General features: G+C 71.0%; 16 protein-coding genes. 5 read left to right on the top strand and 11 right to left on the bottom strand.

Annotated elements, in window-relative coordinates; genetic code table 11:
- Positions 1 to 37 precede the first annotated feature (37 nt).
- From F1C12_RS15725 to F1C12_RS15715, 3 genes are all read right to left on the bottom strand, one after another.
- Positions 38 to 937, bottom strand: coding sequence for an NmrA/HSCARG family protein (locus tag F1C12_RS15725; protein ID WP_185275843.1), 900 nt, complete (start codon positions 935 to 937; stop codon positions 38 to 40).
- A 66-nt stretch (positions 938 to 1,003) separates the two neighbouring features.
- A complete protein-coding gene (locus F1C12_RS15720; RefSeq protein ID WP_185275842.1) occupies positions 1,004 to 1,324 on the bottom strand; it encodes a hypothetical protein in 321 nt (106 codons plus the stop codon).
- On the bottom strand, positions 1,321 to 1,584 hold the full coding sequence (locus F1C12_RS15715) for a hypothetical protein (protein WP_185275841.1): 264 nt from the start codon (positions 1,582 to 1,584) through the stop codon (positions 1,321 to 1,323). The genes F1C12_RS15720 and F1C12_RS15715 overlap by 4 nt, the downstream gene beginning before the upstream one ends.
- 83 nt (positions 1,585 to 1,667) lie before the next feature.
- Between F1C12_RS15715 and F1C12_RS15710 the strand changes: the two genes are divergently transcribed.
- From F1C12_RS15710 to F1C12_RS15700, 3 genes are all read left to right on the top strand, one after another.
- Positions 1,668 to 2,489, top strand: coding sequence for an aldo/keto reductase (locus tag F1C12_RS15710; protein ID WP_185275840.1), 822 nt, complete (start codon positions 1,668 to 1,670; stop codon positions 2,487 to 2,489).
- Between the two features lie 121 nt (positions 2,490 to 2,610).
- On the top strand, positions 2,611 to 3,306 hold the full coding sequence (locus tag F1C12_RS15705; protein ID WP_185275839.1) for a FadR/GntR family transcriptional regulator: 696 nt from the start codon (positions 2,611 to 2,613) through the stop codon (positions 3,304 to 3,306).
- The gene (locus tag F1C12_RS15700; RefSeq protein ID WP_185275838.1) at positions 3,303 to 4,532 is read left to right on the top strand and encodes an MFS transporter; all 1,230 of its coding nucleotides are present in this window, start codon (positions 3,303 to 3,305) and stop codon (positions 4,530 to 4,532) included. Before F1C12_RS15705 ends, F1C12_RS15700 begins: the two co-directional genes overlap by 4 nt.
- Before the next feature lie 6 nt (positions 4,533 to 4,538).
- On the opposite strand, the gene F1C12_RS15695 is transcribed toward F1C12_RS15700, so the two are convergent.
- The 6 genes from F1C12_RS15695 to F1C12_RS15670 all read right to left on the bottom strand — a co-directional run bounded on the left by F1C12_RS15695 (position 4,539) and on the right by F1C12_RS15670 (position 12,496).
- Positions 4,539 to 5,459, bottom strand: a complete 921-nt coding sequence (locus F1C12_RS15695; RefSeq protein WP_185275837.1) for a carbohydrate ABC transporter permease — start codon at positions 5,457 to 5,459, stop codon at positions 4,539 to 4,541.
- Positions 5,456 to 6,331, bottom strand: coding sequence for a carbohydrate ABC transporter permease (locus F1C12_RS15690; protein WP_185275836.1), 876 nt, complete (start codon positions 6,329 to 6,331; stop codon positions 5,456 to 5,458). The genes F1C12_RS15695 and F1C12_RS15690 overlap by 4 nt, the downstream gene beginning before the upstream one ends.
- A 195-nt stretch (positions 6,332 to 6,526) precedes the next feature.
- The gene (locus F1C12_RS15685; protein WP_185275835.1) at positions 6,527 to 7,780 is read right to left on the bottom strand and encodes an ABC transporter substrate-binding protein; all 1,254 of its coding nucleotides are present in this window, start codon (positions 7,778 to 7,780) and stop codon (positions 6,527 to 6,529) included.
- Positions 7,781 to 7,902: 122 nt separating this feature from the next.
- A complete protein-coding gene (locus F1C12_RS15680) occupies positions 7,903 to 9,948 on the bottom strand; it encodes a glycoside hydrolase family 2 protein (RefSeq protein ID WP_374939533.1) in 2,046 nt (681 codons plus the stop codon).
- A 77-nt stretch (positions 9,949 to 10,025) separates the two neighbouring features.
- Complete coding sequence (locus F1C12_RS15675; RefSeq protein ID WP_185275834.1) at positions 10,026 to 11,294, bottom strand: LacI family DNA-binding transcriptional regulator; 1,269 nt, start codon at positions 11,292 to 11,294, stop codon at positions 10,026 to 10,028.
- Positions 11,295 to 11,422: 128 nt separating this feature from the next.
- Positions 11,423 to 12,496 carry an EamA family transporter gene (locus tag F1C12_RS15670; protein ID WP_185275833.1) on the bottom strand — a complete coding sequence of 358 codons (1,074 nt, stop codon included), beginning with the start codon at positions 12,494 to 12,496 and terminating at the stop codon, positions 11,423 to 11,425.
- A 116-nt stretch (positions 12,497 to 12,612) separates the two neighbouring features.
- Here F1C12_RS15670 and F1C12_RS15665 point away from each other — a divergent pair, with 116 nt between their 5' ends.
- A complete protein-coding gene (locus F1C12_RS15665; protein ID WP_185275832.1) occupies positions 12,613 to 13,164 on the top strand; it encodes a CGNR zinc finger domain-containing protein in 552 nt (183 codons plus the stop codon).
- A gap of 124 nt (positions 13,165 to 13,288) precedes the next feature.
- Here the strand turns inward: F1C12_RS15665 and F1C12_RS15660 are convergent, their stop codons facing one another.
- Positions 13,289 to 15,004 (bottom strand): S1 family peptidase, encoded by a 1,716-nt coding sequence (locus F1C12_RS15660; protein WP_185275831.1) that lies wholly within the window; start codon positions 15,002 to 15,004, stop codon positions 13,289 to 13,291.
- Positions 15,005 to 15,157: 153 nt separating this feature from the next.
- Positions 15,158 to 15,724, bottom strand: coding sequence for an isochorismatase family protein (locus tag F1C12_RS15655; RefSeq protein WP_185275830.1), 567 nt, complete (start codon positions 15,722 to 15,724; stop codon positions 15,158 to 15,160).
- Positions 15,725 to 15,797: 73 nt separating this feature from the next.
- Between F1C12_RS15655 and F1C12_RS15650 the strand changes: the two genes are divergently transcribed.
- Positions 15,798 to 16,259, top strand: coding sequence for a MarR family winged helix-turn-helix transcriptional regulator (locus F1C12_RS15650; RefSeq protein ID WP_185275829.1), 462 nt, complete (start codon positions 15,798 to 15,800; stop codon positions 16,257 to 16,259).
- Positions 16,260 to 16,277: the final 18 nt, after the last annotated feature.

Here is a 16,277-nt window from a genome sequence, read left to right as displayed (position 1 = left end):
GCGGCGCACAGCCTACGCCGCGGCGGGGCGAGGCGCACTAGCCGCGGCGCCGGCTGCTCGCCTCCCCCGGCATCCACCCCGACTGCGCCAGCCACGCGTTCAGGTCCAGCACCTCCGGGTCCAGCTCCCGCGTCGTCGCGAAGTCGGCCTGATACGCGGGCGTCTCCGCGAACCACCGGAACATCTGCGCCATGTCGCCGAACGACGCGACCGCCTCCAGCGGCAGCGCCTCGTAGCGCGCGGGAAGCCCGGCGTGGAGTCCGATGGCCTCCGCGATGTCGTCCCCGGTCAGCCGGTCGCCCGCGATCTCCAGGGTCGATCCCTCCACGGAGGTCCCGCCCAGCAGGATCGCGGCGGCGACCCGGCCGATGTCGCGGACGGCGACCATCTCCAGCGGGACGTGCGGTGGCAGCGCCATCCGGACGACGACCGCTCCGTCCTCGACGCTGACCGACCGGGCGGCCAGGTTGTCCATGAAGAACACCGGCCGGATGATCGTGCGGTGCAGGCCGAGCGCGTCCAGGTGCTCCTCGACGCGGCGCTTGCTCTCGAAGTGCGGGATGCCCGTGTGCCGCTCCGCGCCGCCGACCGAGCTGAAGACGAAGTGCGGCACCCCGGCCCGCGCGGCGGCGTCCGCGGCTGCGATCCCGGAGGCGGTCTCGTGCTCGATGCCGCCGCGCGGCGTGGTCATCGCGAATGCGCCGTCCACCCCGGCGAAGAACCGGTCGAGGGATGCCGCGTCGTCCAGCTCGCCGGGCGACAGTTCCACGCCGCGTTCAGCGAGGCGCTGAGCGGCCGGGGCGTCGGGGTCGCGCACGAGAGCGCGGACGCGGGCGCCGCGCTCCAGGAGCGCGTCGACCACGGAGCCGCCCTGTTGTCCGGTCGCTCCCACCACCGCGAAGAGGGGGTCGGCAGAGGGGGTGCGCTCGGTGCTCATGGTGTCCTCCCGGGGGATGCGGCGGTGTGCGGGGCGTGCGGGCTCACACGCGAACGTAGACCCCGATCAACCCAGCGGGAACACCCACACAGCGGCGAGCCCCGCAGCAGCCAGCCCCGCAGCCGCGGCGATGACCGGCCGCCGCCATCCGGGCGTCCACGGCGGCAGCGCGACGGCCAGCAATGTGACGACCGCGACGACGCCCACACTCCCGAGCGCGACGGGGAGGACGCCCGGCGCGTCCTGGCAGCCGAACCCGCACCAGGCGAACCGGCCGAACCCCGCGGCGGCCACGTCGAGGGCGAGCGCGAGTGCCACGGAGGCCGGCAGCCAGTACCGGTGGCGCGGCCGGCGAGGTCCGGCCTGCGCGATGTCGCGCTCGGTCATCGGCGCGCGTTGTCCTCCACGATGTGGCGGATGGCTCCCACAGCGAGGTGCAGCATCCCACCGAACACCCCGAGCACGCCGAGCCGGTTGCCCCAGGCGAACACGTCCGCGGCCCCGGCCGCATCGGTCGGCCGCACCGCGAAGCCGACGAAGTAGAGCACGATCGCGCTGATCAGCGCGACGACGTAGATGGCGACCAGGACGGTGATGGCGAGGTTCGGCGTCCGGTGGATCTTCGGCCCGCGCGCGTCGGAGGACATGGCCGGATGCTACCGAGCGGCCTGCACGGGTGGCAATGACGAGGGCTACCATGACCCGCATCCGCCCGCCGAAAGGAGCCCCCATGCCCGTCCTCACCGACACGTTCGCCCTGTCCAACGGCGTCGAGATCCCGAAGGTCGGGTTCGGCACCTGGCAGATCCCGGACGGCCCGCTCACCTACGACTCCGTGCGCACGGCGCTCGACACCGGCTACCGGCACATCGACACGGCGCGCGCGTACGGCAACGAGGCGAGCGTGGGACGGGCGGTGCGCGACAGCGGCCTCCCGCGCGAAGACGTCTTCATCACGACCAAGTGCCCCGCCGAGGTGAAGGATGCCGCGGGGGCGCGCCACGCCTTCGACCGGTCGTCCGAGCTCCTGGACCTCGGGCCGATCGACCTCTACCTCATCCACGCGCCGTGGCCGTGGAACCACCAGGGCAGCGATCACCGCGCCGGGAACATCGAGGTGTGGAAGGTGTTCGAGGAACTGTACGACGCCGGCCGGACGCGCTCCATCGGGGTGAGCAACTTCGTCGTGGCCGACCTGGAGTCGCTGATCGGCGGGACGAGCGTGGTGCCGCACGTCGACCAGATCCGCTGGTTCGTCGGGCACACGCAGCCCGAGACGACGGCGTTCTGCCAGGAGCGCGGCATCCTCGTGGAGGGCTACTCGCCGCTCGCGACCGGGCGGCTGATCGGGGACGAGGACATCGCGCTGATCGCGGAGAAGTACGGCAAGACCGGCGCGCAGGTGAGCCTGCGCTACCTGCTGCAGAAGGACGTCCTCCCGCTGCCGAAGTCCACGACGCCGCACCGGATCGCGGAGAACGCCGAGCTGGACTTCGAGCTGAGCGCGGAGGATGTGGCGACGCTGGACGCCCTCACCCCACGCGCCCACTGACCCACCACCACCGCCGAAGGGCACGTAAACGCCCCTAAAACCCGCATTTGAGGGCGTTTACGTGCCCTTCGGCGATCACAATTGTTGGACATTTGGCTGATTGGACGGGTACGCTCGGGGGATGAGCCGCATCACCCCGAATATCACCCTTGCCGAGCAGGTGACCGATCAGCTCCGGCGCCGCATCGCGGAGGGTGAGTTCCCGGTCGGGTCGCTGATCCCGACCGAGGCCGAGCTGACGCAGGAGCTCGGCGTGAGCCGCAACAGCGTGCGGGAGGCGCTGCGATCGCTCGTCCACGTCGGGCTGCTCGGCGCCCGGGCCGGCTACGGGACCTTCGTCCTCGCGACCAACGAAGTCGCCCCCACGCTGACTCGACGGCTCGACCACGAGCGGGCGGCGGACGTGGCGGAGGTGCGTCTCCTGCTGGAGCGGGAGGGCGCCCGGCTCGCGGCGATCCGCCGCACGGACGAGCAGGCCGAGCGCCTGGAGGCCGCACTCGCGACGCGCACCGCGCAGATCGGTCGGCCGGGATATGAGGACGCGGACATCGCGTTCCACCGCGTGCTGCTGGAGGCCTCCGGCAACGAGCTGCTCGCGGAGCTGTACCGCGGGGTCGGCGGGAACGAACAGGCGTTGCTGGCGTTGCGCACAGGTGAGGCCGAGGGTGATGGAACCAGCGAGATCGACGCTGCCCACGTGGTCATCGCCCGTGCGGTCATCGCCGGCGACCCGGTGGCGGCGGAGGCCGCGGCCGCACACGCGGTCCGGCTCGTCAACGAGAAGCAGGGCGTCCACCTCCCCGAGGCGGCGCGATGACCGTCCGCGCCGCCGTCACCCCCACCCGTCGCGCCCGCGCTCTCTCCCCGGCCCTCATCCTCGTCGGCCTCCTGCTCGTCGCAGGCAACCTCCGCGCCGGCATCACGACCGTCGGCCCGGTGCTCGCCGACATCGAGCGGGACCTCGGGCTGACCTCCGTCGCCGCGTCGGTGCTCGTCAGCCTCCCGCTCCTCGCCTTCGCCGTCGTCTCACCGCTCGCGCCGCGCCTCGCCCGGCGCGTCGGTCTCGAGTGGGCGCTCGGGCTCGGCCTGATCGGGCTGGCCGCCGGGCTCGTGCTGCGCTCGCTCCCCGGGCTCGCGTGGCTGTGGGGCGGCACTGCGCTCATCGGCGTGGCGATCGCGGTCCTCAACGTCGTGCTCCCCGCACTGGTGAAGCGCGACTTCCCGACCCGGATCGGCCAGATCACCGGGTCGTACTCCGCCGTCCAGTCGATCTTCGCCGCGCTGGCCGCGGGCGTCGCAGTGCCGGTCGCGGGCATGTCCGCGCTCGGCTGGCGGCTGCCGCTCGGGATGTGGGCGGTGCTCGCCGTCGTCGCGTTCGCTGTGCTCGCGCCGCAGCTCCGCCGCCGCACCATCGCAACTCCCGGCCAGGACGACGTGAGCGTGACCGCCCACGACCTCGACGGCACCCGCTGGCGCTCCCCGTGGCGGTCGGCGCTCGGCTGGCAGGTCACCGCGTTCATGGGGATGCAGTCGGTCGGCTTCTACGTCTTCATCACTTGGCTGCCGTCGATCGAGACCGCGGCGGGCGTCGGCCCGGGGGAGGCCGGCCTCCACCAGCTCTTCCTCAACGGATTCGGCATCGTCGGCAGCATCGGCTGCTCGTTCCTCATCCCGCGTTTCCGCGACCAGCGCCTCCTCGCCATGATCGCGCCAGCGCTGATCGTCGTATCGGCCGCCGGCATCCTGGTCGCGCCGCAGCTCTCCGGCGTGTGGACGAGCCTGACCGGCGTCGCGGGCGGCGCGAGCATCGTGCTGGCCCTCTCGTTCTTCGGACTCCGGACCAGCCACCATTCGCAGGCGGCTGCGCTGTCCGGGATGGCGCAGACCGTCGGCTACGCCTTCGCGGCCGCCGGCCCGATCGCCGTCGGCGCGCTGCATGACGCGACCGGGTCGTGGAGCCCGGCGCTCGCGGTGGTCATCGTGCTCCAGGTGCTGCTGGTGGTCGTCGGCGGGTTCGCCGGGCGCGCGCGAGTGGTCGGCTGAGAGTCCCTACTTCCCCGCCCCCACCGCGATCCCGGCGACCACGTAGCGCTGCAGCGCGAGGAACACGATGAACAGCGGCAGCACGCCCAGCACGAGCGTCGGGAGCAGCTGCTCCGGGCTCATCGTGTGGGTGCCGATGGTCGCGTAGACGGCGAGGGTGACGGTCTGCTTGTCGTCCGACGACAGCAGGACGAGGGGCAGGATGAGGTCGTTCCAGACCTGCAGGATGACGAAGATCGCCAGCGTCGCCGTCGCAGGGCGCAGCAGCGGGAAGACGATCTTCCAGTAGGTGCGGATGAGCCCGGCGCCGTCCACGGCCGCGGCCTCCTCCAGCTCCGGCGGCACGGTGCGCAGGAAGCCGGCGAAGAAGAACACGGCGAACGGCATGATCGTCGCGGTGTAGGCGAGCACGATCCCGATGTAGCTGTCCAGCAGGTGAAGCTTCTGCATCACCTCGTAGAGCGGGGTGAGGACCACGAAGATCGGGATGGTGAGCCCGGAGACGAAGATCTGGTAGAGCGTGCGCGTCCAGCGCCGCGTGTGCCGCACGATCGCCCACGCCGCGAGGGAGGCCGCGAACACGGTGATCACCGCCGTCGCGAGGGTGATGATCAGGGTGTTGCCGACGCTCCGCAGGTAGTGCATGTTCTGGAACGCGGTGATGTAGTTCTGGAAGTCGATCGGTGCCGGGAGGGCGAACGGGTTCGACGGGGACGAGTTCCCGTGGTGCAGCGACACCATGACGAGCACCCAGATCGGCGTGAGGACCACGGCCGTGAAGGCGAGCAGGATGACGGAGGCGATGACCTTCGACGCGCGGGTGCGGAAGCGGCGCGAACGGAACCGCGGCGCGCGGGGCGCCGGCTCCTCCGGAGCGCTGCGACGGCCGGCTGCGGCCTCGGTCTCCTGGCTGATGAGTGCGGTCATGCGAGGTCGGCCTCCCGTCGGCGCAGCAGCGTCGCCTGCGTGACCCCCACGACGATCGTGAGGATCAGCAGCAGGACGGCGAGCGTGGTGCCGTAGGCGAATTGGTAGTTCGCGAAGCTGTTGTTGTAGATGACGAGGCTCAGCGTCTGGGTCGCGTCCTCAGGGGCGCCCTGCGTCATGATGAACGGCAGGTCGAACACCCGCAGCGACCCGATGACGCTGAGGGTGATGTTGATGGTGAACGACGGGGCGAGGAGCCTCCAGTCGATGCTCCAGAACCGGCGCCAGCCCGCGGCGCCGTCCAGGTTCGCGGCCTCGATCAGCGCGGGATCGATCGCCATGTAGTTGGCGAGGTAGATCGTGGCGGTGTAGCCGAGGAACATCCAGATATAGATGGCCGCGATCGACATCAGCGCCGTGTGCGGGTCGCCCAGCCAGATCGGCTCGAGCCAGTGGAGGCCGAGGGCGTCCATGACGTCGTCGATCGGGCCACCGAGCGGCGAGTACATGTACGACCAGAGGTAGCCGACCGCGACGAACGCCATCATCGCGGGCAGCAGGAGGCCGGCGCGCACGAAGTTGCGCACGCGCTCCAGCTTGAACAGCCAGAACGCGACGAGGAGGGCGAGTCCGTTCTGCACGATCACCACGACGATCGTGTAGACGATGGTGTTGCCGAGCGCGTGCAGGACGGTCGGGTCGGAGAGCGCGTGCAGGTAGTTCTTCAGCCCGACGAAGTTGCCGCCGCTCGGCCCGATCGCGTCGGTGAAGCTGAGCTGCACGCCGCGGATCAGCGGGTAGATCACGAACACGGCGAAGATGAGGGCTGCCGGCGCGATCAGCACCATCGCGGAACGGCCACGGATTTGCATGGGGATCGCCTTTCAGGGCTGGGTGGTGCGGGTGCGGGTGAAGCTGCGGAGCGGGTGCGGGTGCGGGTGAAGCGGCTGTGCGGGTGAAGCCGGCGCTGGTGGGGCGGAGCCGTGGTGAGGCTACGCGTTCCCGCGGGTGAAGCGTGGATGCCCGGCCGGGGAGGCGTGCGCGCTCCCCGGCCGGGACGGTGGTGACTACTTCGTCTTCGGGATCGTCTGGTCGAGCTGCTTCAGGAGCGTGCTCGTCGACTGCGACGGGTCGTTGAAGAGCGAGGTGCCGACCTTCCAGAACTCCTGCTCGTAGGTCGGGAAGTGCAGGTACTCGATCGGCGACACCTGCGAGTGGCCGGCGTTGAAGGCGTCCACGTAGGCGCTCGCCTTCTCCATCGTCGGGCTCGGGACGTTCTTCAGCGTGGTGAAGGAGTTCTCGGCGGCAAGGTAACGGCTGTCGTTCGCCGGGTCGGCCATGAACGCGACGTACTTCTTCGCCGCGTCGGTGTGCTGGCTCGCCGCGTTGACGCCCCAGCCGGAGCCGACGAAGGTCACGCCGTAGGGGCTGCTGCCCGCGTCGCCACCCGGGAACGGGTTGAGCGAGAAGTCGAACTTCGCGTTCTGCTGGAAGTTCTGCAGTTCCCACGCGCCCATGATGGTGAAGGCCCACTTGCCGGCGGCGAAGTCCGCGTTGCCGGTGTTGAACGGCTCGATGCCGTTCATGAGCTTGCCGTCGACGTCACCCGACGTCAGCAGCTGCTTGATGTGGTCGAAAACCGGGGTGAAGGACGGGTTCCAGTTGGTCTTGCCCGCGTCGTAGCCCTGGCCCCACTTGTCGTCCACCAGGTTCGCGGCGAGCGCCAGCGAAAGCTGCTCGCTGGTCCAGCCGCCCTGGTCGGCGAGCAGCAGGCCCGGCTGGCCGGCGGCCTTCAGCTTCTGCAGCGCGTCCAGGAAGTCAGGCCAGGTCTGCGGGACCTGGCTGATGCCGGCCTTCTTCAGGATGTCGAGGTTCGCGTACATCCCGATCGGGATGTTCTGCTGGGTGAAGGCGTAGGTCTTGCCGTTGATCGCACCGAACGGGGCAACGTTGGGGAGAAGCTGCTTCACCCACGACTGGTCGCTCAGGTCGGCGAGGTAACCCTGCTTCTGCCACTGCTGCACACGGGTCGCGTTCGTCATCAGGACATCGGCGGCGGTGCCCGCGGCGAGGCGGGTGTTGTTGTACTGGTCGTACTCACCGTTGGCGACGTACTTGTAGTCGATCGTGATGTTCGGGTACTTCTTGTGGAAATCAGCGTTGATCTGGGGGATGTCGGCGAGCTCGGTACCGCCGCCCTCGAAGCCGACGACCGTCAGCGTGGTCTTGCCGCTGCTGGAGCCGTCTCCCGACGAGCAGCCGGCGAGCGCCAGCGCGACCGCCGAGACGGCGGCGGCGGCGAGGATCAGTTTCTTGCGCATGGGTGTCCACTCCTTTGTGAGGTGCCTTGTGTTGTCAGGTGCTGGTGGTGCGGGGGTTCGGTGGTGCGGGTGCGTGGTGCGGGGGTGTTGGTGCGGGTGATGGTGCTTGCCCGCGTCCCGGATCAGGGATCGAGGGGCGGGACGTCGTCGAGCTCATACGCCGGGGGGCGCGACTGGATGTCGCGCAGGAGCCGGAGGTCGAACTTCGGAACGCGCCGGAAGTCGAGCACGCCGTTCTTCTCCTGGAAGACGTCCGTGAGCTGGGTGAAGCAGTAGCCGAACATGCCGGGGTCGTCGAGCAGCGTGTCCACGAGCCGGCGGAACCGGTCCAGCCACTCCTCGCGGGTGCGCGGCGCCTCGCCGTACCCCCAGGAGTCGTCGCCGGTGCGGTCGCTGTCCGACCACCAGATGCCACCGAACTCGCTGCAGAAGTAGGGTTGCCCGGCGTACGGGACCGACCACTCGGCGCCGTCGAGCGCGGTGTTGACGTAGGGGCGGCCGTCCGCGAGGCCTCCCATGCGCTGCGCGAAGACGTCGGGATCCTGCTCGTACAGGTGCGAGTCGTAGATGTCGGCGCCGGGCACGCGGTGCGAGTAGCCGGACGCGTCGATCACGGGACGGGTCGGGTCGATCGCCTTGGTGATCGCGTAGAGCGCCTTGGTGGCGTCGTCCAGAACGGTCAGCCGGTCGGTCAGCGGCTCGAACGTCTCGTTGAGCGGGCACCAGCCGACGATCGACGGGTGCGACAGGTCGCGGGTGAGAGCCTCCACCCACTCGGTGACGAACGAGAGCGTCGGCTCCTGCGGGCCGCCAGGGCCGACCTTGGCGCCCCAGTCGGCGAACTCGCCCCAGACCAGGTAGCCGAGCCGGTCGGCGTGGAAGAGGTAGCGCTCCTCGAACACCTTCTGGTGGAGGCGGGCGCCGTTGAAGCCTGCGGCCATCCCGAGCTCGATGTCGGCCACGAGGGCGTCGTCACTGGGCGCCGTCATCAGGGTGTCGGGCCAGTAGCCCTGGTCGAGGACCAAGCGCTGGAAGACCGGCCGGCCGTTGAGGAGGACGCGTCGGCCGTCGATCGCGATGGACCGCATCCCGGCGTAGCTGTCGAGGATGTCGACCACGGCCTCCCCGCGCAGCAGGGTGAAGCGCACGGTGTAGAGGTGCGGGTCCTCGGGCGACCAGGGGCGGAGGCGGTCGGCCGGAATCGGGAGGGTGAGCACGGGCTTCACCTGCGCCGTCACCTCGACTTCGCGGGTGACGACGAGGCCGTCGGCGTCGCGGATGTCGACGCGCGCCGTGAGTCCCGCGGACGGAGAGACGACATCCAGCTCGACCGCGAACGAGGACGACGGGAGGTCGGGACGGATGACCGGGCGGCCGAAGTGCGCGGGCGCGACCGGCTCCAGCCAGACCGTCTGCCAGATGCCGGTCGTGCGGGTGTAGAACGCCTCGTAGTTCTCGGGACGGCGGGACTGCTTGCCGCGCGCCTGGATGGTGAGGTGGTCGTCCTCGGCGAGGACGGAAAGGGTGAAGGTGGCGGCGGCCGGCGGGGTGGTGGTGTCCGGGGTGATGCGGGCGTTGAGTGCGTCCGTCGGGTGCGTCGCGAGCCCGAAGGCGTCGGGGGTGACCCGGGCGTTGCGTGCGGCCGTCGGGTGCGTCGCGAGCCCGACGGTGTCGCGGGTGATCGCGTCGTCGACGGCCGAAGCCCGTGCGGCGGAGCGGGCGACGGCGTCCGTGATGTCGATCGTGAAGGGGGTGAAGCCGCCGCGGTGACGCCCGACCTCGATGTCGTTCACCCACACCGTGGTGTCGAAGTCGACGGCGCCGAAGTGGAGGAGGAGACGGTCGCCGGACCAGTCGGCCGGGACCTCGACGGTGCGCTGGTAACGGACCGCGGGGTGGAAGTCGGTGCTGCCGATGCCGGAGCGCTCCGACTCGGGGGCGAACGGGACGAGGATGTCGCGGTCGAGGTTCCACGTCGTCGGGGCGGGGGTGATGACGGTCTGCGCAGCCTCGCGGAGGTCCCCTGCGCCGAAGCCGAAGCTCCACACGCCGTTGAGGTTCAGCCAGCGCTCACGCACGAACTGCGGACGCGGATACTCCGGGCGCGGCATTGCCTGGGCTCCGGGAGCGTCGCCGCCCTGTTCGATTTCCCTCGATGCAAATGTCACGATCTGGATGCTAGCGCGCAGTTTGCCTCGATGCAAATACAATTCGGAAAATGTTGTGAATCACAGGGTGGAATGCGTCAGTGAGGGGTGGGTGAGGCGGGGTTCGGGGATGCTGCGGGTGGCGTGGGTGGCGTGGTCGGCGCGGTCGGCGCGGCCGGTGCACTCGACGCAGTCGGCGTCGCAGGTGTGGCCGGTGCACTCGACGCAGTCGGCGTCGCAGGTGTGGCCGGTGCACCCGACGCAGTTGGCGTCGCAGGTGTGGCCGGTGCACCCGACGCAGTCGGCGTCGCTGGTGCACCCGACGCAGTCGGCGCGGCCGGCGCACCCGACGCAGTCGGCGCGGCCGGCGCACCCGGGGCGCTCTCCCTCACCACGAGCCGGTGCGGCGCCACGAGCACCTCGGGCTCCAGCTTCTCGCCGGCGAGTCGGCGGACGATCCGGTCGAGCGCCGTCTCCGCCAGCCACTGCTTGTCCGGGCTCACCGTCGTGAGCGACGGGATCGAGAAGCGGCCGTCCTCGATGTCGTCCCAGCCGACCACCGCCACCTCGTCGGGGACGGATACACCTGCCTCGTGCAGGGTCCGCAGCGCGCCGAGCGCGAGCGCGTCGGAGAAGCAGAAGATCGCGTCGAAGCGCTCCCCACTGTCGAGCAGACGGCGCATCGCCGCGGCGCCCTCCGGCCGGCGGAAGCCCTCCACATACTCGACGATCTCGGGGAGGCCGAGGTCGGCGTGGGCGCCGATCGCCGCGCGGTAGCCCGCGAGGCGCTGCGAGCTGGCGGCGCGGTGGCTGCGCTCGGCGCCGATCGCGGCGATGCGTCGGCGGCCCTGCGCGAGCAGGTGCTCGACCGCCTCCCGAGCGGCCTGGAAGTTGTCGATCATCACCTTGTCGTAGCCCGGGAACTCATCCTCACCGAGGAAGACCAGCGGCCCCGCAGCGAGCGCCTCGAGATCCTCGGCGCGCAGGGCGAGCGGACTCAGCGCGAGCGCGTCGAAGAGCGAGCCCCCGGCCGTCCGGCGCAGCAGGGCGAGCTCGCGCTCGCGGTCGCCGTCGGTCTGGTCGACGACGACGGTCAGGCCGCGCTCGGCGCCGCCCTCGACGAAAGCGCGGGTGAGCTCCGCGAAGTAGGCGGTGTCGAGCTCCGGGAGCATCAGCCCGATGAGGCCGGACCGCCCCACCTTGAGGCTGCGCGCGAGCTCGCTCGGCTGGTACTCGAGCTCATGGATGACGCGGAGCACGCGCTCACGGGTCGCGGGCGCGACATGGTCGAAGCCGTTGACGACGTTGGAGACGGTCCGGACCGAGACGCCCGCGGCCTCTGCCACCTCACGACGTGTCGCCGCCATGGTCCCCCGCTTCGTCGTCCGGTGTGAATCGTGTGATTGCCTCGTGGCAACGGGGCGCGATCAGCTTAGCGGGGAACGTGTGGTGGGGAGGGTGACGGCGCGGGTGGGGAGGGTGAGAGCGGGCGTCGTCAGCCCAGCGGAACGTCCGGCGCTATCGCCGTTTCGGCTGCGGCCACTGGAGCGGCATCGTGCACCGGCGCGTCCTGGGCTCCAGCAGGCACCTCCACCGGTCTCCCCGCCGATATCCCCGCCGGCACGTCCACCGCTCCCGGCACCTCCGCCTCCGCACCCCCATCCCCCGACGCGTCCACCCGCACGAGCGCGATGCCGCCGAGGATGAGCGCGCCGCCCACCAGCTGCAACGCGTTCAGCGACTCCCCCAGCAGCAGCCACGCGTAGAAGGTCGCGGCCACGACCTCCAGCAGTCCGGCGAACGATCCCAGGCGCGAGCCGAGCATGTTCGCTGCGGTGATGCCGGACGCATAGGCGAGCGCGGTCGCGAGGATGCCCACGACGGCGAGCGGGACCCACCACGGCTCGGCGTGGCCGAAGAGCTGCACGTCACGGGTGCTCACCACGAACGGGAGCAGGCCGGTCGCGCTCACCACCAGCAAGGCCACGCCGCCGGCCAGCAGACCGCCCGCGGCGAGCGCCACCGCCGGGAGGCCGTCGGAGGGGCGCGCGGCGATGATGTAGTAGCCGGCGCAGCCGAGCATCGCCGTGACCGCGAGGGCGACGCCGACGAGGTCGAGCGGCTTCCCGCCGCCCGGCGAGACCACCAGCAGCAGGCCGGCGATCGCCACGGCCGAGCCGGCGAGCACCACGGCCTTCGGGGCGCGGCGCGTGCGCGCCCAGACGAACAGCACCAGCACGACCGGCGCGAGGTACTCGATCAGGATGGCGGTGCTGACCGGGATGCGCTCGATGGCGGCGAAGTAGAGGACCTGCGTTCCGGCGACGCCGACCAGGGCCATCCCGAGCAGGCGCCAGCGTCCCCGCCACAGCGCGGCCCAGCGGCCGCGGAGGGCGACGATCGCGAACGGGGCGAGCACGACGCCGCCGATCAGCACGCGCGCGGTGACCGCGGCGGCCGGCGACCAGCCGCTCTCCAGGAGCGGCTTGATGAACGCGCCCGACAGCCCGAACGACGCGGCGGCGACCACCGCGACGACGAGACCCTTGGAGGTCTGGTTCAGTGCCATCGGAGGCCTCCTGACTGTGCGCGAGGACGGGGTCAGCACGACAGTGGGAACAGCCGCGTCAGGACCGTAGTGGGTTATGATCCTGACGTTAGTACTCGGCGTGGTAAGGAGTCAACTTGCATTTTGCCCCTGACGCGGAGGACGCTCTCCAGTTCGCCGTGGTCCTGTGCAACACGGTCCCGACGGCCTCCCGCAGCGGGGAGGACGAGCTCGCCACCCCGGCCCAGCTCGTCGCCCTGATGCACGAGAACCAGTACTCGGGCCGCATCGACGGCGACCAGGACGAACTCCAGCAGGTCCACGAGACACGCGACCGCCTCCGCCGGGCCTGGACGATGGAGCGGGACGACGCCGTCGCGGAGGTGAACGCGATGCTCGCCGACGCCCACGCCTCCCCCTACCTGATGCGGCACGACGGGTTCGACTGGCACCTGCACGCCACCTCGCTGGAGGCGCCGCTGGCCGAGCGGATCCGGGTGGAGGTCGCGCTCGCGCTGGTGGACGTCATCCGCTCCAACGAGAACGACCGGCTGCGCAGCTGCGCCGCCTTCGACTGCGACGGACTCGTCCTCGACCTCTCCCGCAACGGGTCGAAGCGGTTCTGCAGCGTGCGCTGCGGGAACCGGATGAACATGGTGGCGTTCCGGGCGCGGCAGGAGGCCGAGTAGGGACCGCAGCGGGAACCTGGTGATCCACCCGGCAAAGGAGGCGGAGTAGCAGCCGCCGCCGGAACGGGGTGATCCCGCCGGCGGGGAACAGGATCGGCCCGAGCACCGCCCGCCCGGACGGCGGTCAGACCAGCGCGAGGAACCGCAACGAGACCGCCATCGGCGACAGCGTCGACGGCCCGGAGAGTGCCGCCGGCGTGGACGTCGCCGCCGGCGTGGACGTCGGCGCAGGCGTCAGCTCCGGCCCGCCGCAGCGGTCGTTCTGTCCCGGGGACGGCCCGCACGTCACGGGGACGACGTAGCTACCGGTGACCGGCGTCGAGCGGCTGCGGGCGCCCCATCCCGCGATGACTTGATACGTGTGCACGGTGGGCGTCTGCGACGGCAGCGACACGCTCCACATTCCGGAGGTCGTGTCGACCGCCGCCGTCGCCGCCGGAGTGCTCGCGCCATCCAGGTACACGGAGACCGAGTCGCCCGTCGCCGCGTTCGACAGCGTGCCGTTCATCACAGTCGTCGGGCCGGGCGTCACCCCGGTGACCGCCGGCGTGTCGACGGTCACCATCGGCTCCCATCCGGCTTGCTGGCTGACGATGCTGTCCGCGTCACCCTGGATCGGGTAGATCGCCGAGTAGCCGCCGCTGTCGGTGCACGCCGTGCTCGACCAGGTCCCGCTGGAGTTCACCCCGACGGCGTAGAAGCCGATCATCGCCGGTCCGCCGCTGTCGCCGTGGTACATGCACATGCTCGTCTGGATGGAGTTGACCGTCTGGCCGCTGCTGATCCCCTGCGCGTAGTTGACGCGCTGCACCGTCCCGCAGGTCCAGCCGGTCGTGCGGCCGGACTTGCAGATGTAGGCGCCGAGCGTCGCGGTGATCATGCCGCGCACGGCGATGGTGTTCCCGTCCCACGTGGAGACCTGCGGCCTGGGGACGAGCGCCGAGTTGCCGACGTCGATCAGCCCGGAGTCGTAGCCGTTGCCGAACTGGAACGAGTTGTACTCGAGGTTGCCGATGGTCGATCCGGCCGTCCCTGCCTGGTTGGGCTGGGTCTGCATGTAGCGGGTCGCGGTGACGGGCGCGGAGGGGACGGGGGAGTTGCCGAGCAGACAGTGACCCGCGGTGGCGACGGTCTTCGAGCCTGCGGCGTTCCACCCGTTGAAACCGGTCGAGCAGATCGCGATCGAGCTGGCGTTCACCGGGAGGTACCAGCCCGTTCCGTTGACGAGATCCTCGTAGGGAGTCGTCGTCCGCAGGGCCGGCGCGGTCGGCGGCGTGGAGGCTGTGGGCTCCGCCCCTGCGGCGCGGGCGGCTTCCTGCTGGGTCGAGTCGGTGGCGTGGACCTTGAGGACGGCGCCGTCGAGCCAGGCCTGCGTGGGGTCGATGCCCGACCGCGCGAGCCGTGCGATGGTGGCGGGAGCCGCGGCGGCCGCCTCCGCGCCGGCCAGGTACTGCTGGGGCGTGATGTCGAGGTCGCGGGTGATCGCCGTCTGGAGGCCCTGCGGGAGGCTCGAGGCGTCGGGAGTCTGCGCGTCGGGAGTCTGCGCGTCGGGGTTCGGGCCGTGCGGAGACGGGGAGTGCGCGGACGCTGACCGGCCCGACTGGCCCCCTGCTCCCGGTTCATCCGGTGAGCCCGGTGCGCCAGGTGCGCCCGCCTGCGGAGTGCCGGGGGCCGGGGAGGCCGGCGCGGCGCCCGCAGCGTCCGAGCTGCTCGTCGCGCGTGGGGTCGGGCCTCCCGCGCGGACCTCGCCCGACGGACCGGTGCAGGCAGCGAGGACGGTGACGAGCGCGGCAACCGACGCGACCACCGACCCGGTCGTTGCGAGCCTCTTCGAGCGCATCGGGCGTCCCTTCCGGCGTTGATCGACTCCACGATCATACGAGTCGTTCTACCGAGTACCCCGGCGCCGCTCTCCGTTCAAGCGGAGGGTGCGCCTTCGCGACGCACGGGGAGCCTCCGAATCACCCGTGCCTCGCCCCCGACCGCGCCCGGGTCAGCGCGCCGACAGCAGCTCCAGGACCTCCGCCGTCGTGCCGAGCTCGCCGAGCTTCGGGAACTGGTGGGCGATCGAGGCCTCGTGCGCCTCGAGCAGGTCGCTCATCGCGTCGGTGACGAACGCGACGTGGTAGCCCAGCTCGTACGCCGAGCGGGCGGTCGACTCGACGCCGGAGGTGGTGGAGACACCGGTCAGGACGATCTGGGTCGCGCCCGCCTCCTTCAGCTTCGCGTCCAGGTCGGTCGACAGGAAGGCGCCGAGGGTGCGCTTGGTGACGGTGATGTCACTCGGCTGCCGGTCGAGCTCGGGGAGGAGGACGGTCGCCGCGGCCGGGAGGGTCTGACCGCCGGCGCGCCCCGTCGCCTTGCCGCGGTCGGTGCGTCCAGGAGCGGACCCTGCGACGTTGACGAGGACGACCGGCAGGCCCTTCGCGCGGAACGCGGCGGCGAGCTGCGCCGAGTTGGCCACGATCTGCTCGATCGGGTGCGCCGTGGGATAGCCGACGATGCCGGTCTGGAGGTCGATGACGACGAGGGCGGGGGTCTGTTCGAGCTCGATGCTCATGCGGGTCTCCTCAAAACGTTCGCTGACACAATCGTTTGTATCGCTGATGATCAGCCTACGCTATGATTCCTGCATGTCCAGCGAGAGGCCGGCGGCCGGCGAACCGAGCGAGGTCCTCGCGTACCTGCTCAAGCACGCGCACCAGCGGCTGATGGCGCTCGCCGACACCGCGCTCGCACCCCACGGGCTCGACCGCAAGGAGTTCGGCGTCCTCCGCGTGCTCGCGGCGGGCGAACCGCTCTCGCAGCAGGCGCTCGCCGGCCTCCTCGGCGTGGACCCCACCACGATGGTCGCCGTCCTCGACGCGCTCGAGGACAAGGGGATCGTCACGCGCCGGCCGGATCCGGCGGACCGGCGCCGCAATCAGATCGCGCTGACCGCGCGGGGGCAGGCGACCAACGCAGCGGCGGAGGCGGCGTATGCGGCGGCGGAGCGGGAGTTCCTGGCGCCGCTGGCCGGGGCGGAGGGCGGGGAGCTGCGCCGCATGCTGCTGGCACTCGTAGCCGTGGAGCCCCCTCCGTCGAAGGGCGCGTAAACGCCCGTAAAACGGCGT

It is taken from the genome of Leifsonia shinshuensis (genome assembly GCF_014217625.1).
Taxonomy (GTDB): domain Bacteria; phylum Actinomycetota; class Actinomycetes; order Actinomycetales; family Microbacteriaceae; genus Leifsonia; species Leifsonia shinshuensis_A.
The sequence above is the reverse complement of the archived record's forward strand: the minus strand, read 5'-3'. Positions and strand labels throughout refer to the sequence as shown.

What these genes read in the sequence shown, in the direction of transcription:
- F1C12_RS15685 (WP_185275835.1), bottom strand. Translation starts at nt 7,780, where the DNA reads ATGCGCAAGAAACTGATCCTCGCCGCCGCCGCCGTCTCGGCGGTCGCG.
- F1C12_RS15660 (WP_185275831.1), bottom strand. Translation starts at nt 15,004, where the DNA reads ATGCGCTCGAAGAGGCTCGCAACGACCGGGTCGGTGGTCGCGTCGGTT.
- F1C12_RS15715 (WP_185275841.1), bottom strand. Translation starts at nt 1,584, where the DNA reads ATGTCCTCCGACGCGCGCGGGCCGAAGATCCACCGGACGCCGAACCTC.
- F1C12_RS15720 (WP_185275842.1), bottom strand. Translation starts at nt 1,324, where the DNA reads ATGACCGAGCGCGACATCGCGCAGGCCGGACCTCGCCGGCCGCGCCAC.
- F1C12_RS15710 (WP_185275840.1), top strand. Translation starts at nt 1,668, where the DNA reads ATGCCCGTCCTCACCGACACGTTCGCCCTGTCCAACGGCGTCGAGATC.
- F1C12_RS15695 (WP_185275837.1), bottom strand. Translation starts at nt 5,459, where the DNA reads ATGACCGCACTCATCAGCCAGGAGACCGAGGCCGCAGCCGGCCGTCGC.
- F1C12_RS15655 (WP_185275830.1), bottom strand. Translation starts at nt 15,724, where the DNA reads ATGAGCATCGAGCTCGAACAGACCCCCGCCCTCGTCGTCATCGACCTC.
- F1C12_RS15705 (WP_185275839.1), top strand. Translation starts at nt 2,611, where the DNA reads ATGAGCCGCATCACCCCGAATATCACCCTTGCCGAGCAGGTGACCGAT.
- F1C12_RS15700 (WP_185275838.1), top strand. Translation starts at nt 3,303, where the DNA reads ATGACCGTCCGCGCCGCCGTCACCCCCACCCGTCGCGCCCGCGCTCTC.
- F1C12_RS15650 (WP_185275829.1), top strand. Translation starts at nt 15,798, where the DNA reads ATGTCCAGCGAGAGGCCGGCGGCCGGCGAACCGAGCGAGGTCCTCGCG.
- F1C12_RS15690 (WP_185275836.1), bottom strand. Translation starts at nt 6,331, where the DNA reads ATGCAAATCCGTGGCCGTTCCGCGATGGTGCTGATCGCGCCGGCAGCC.
- F1C12_RS15675 (WP_185275834.1), bottom strand. Translation starts at nt 11,294, where the DNA reads ATGGCGGCGACACGTCGTGAGGTGGCAGAGGCCGCGGGCGTCTCGGTC.
- F1C12_RS15670 (WP_185275833.1), bottom strand. Translation starts at nt 12,496, where the DNA reads ATGGCACTGAACCAGACCTCCAAGGGTCTCGTCGTCGCGGTGGTCGCC.
- F1C12_RS15725 (WP_185275843.1), bottom strand. Translation starts at nt 937, where the DNA reads ATGAGCACCGAGCGCACCCCCTCTGCCGACCCCCTCTTCGCGGTGGTG.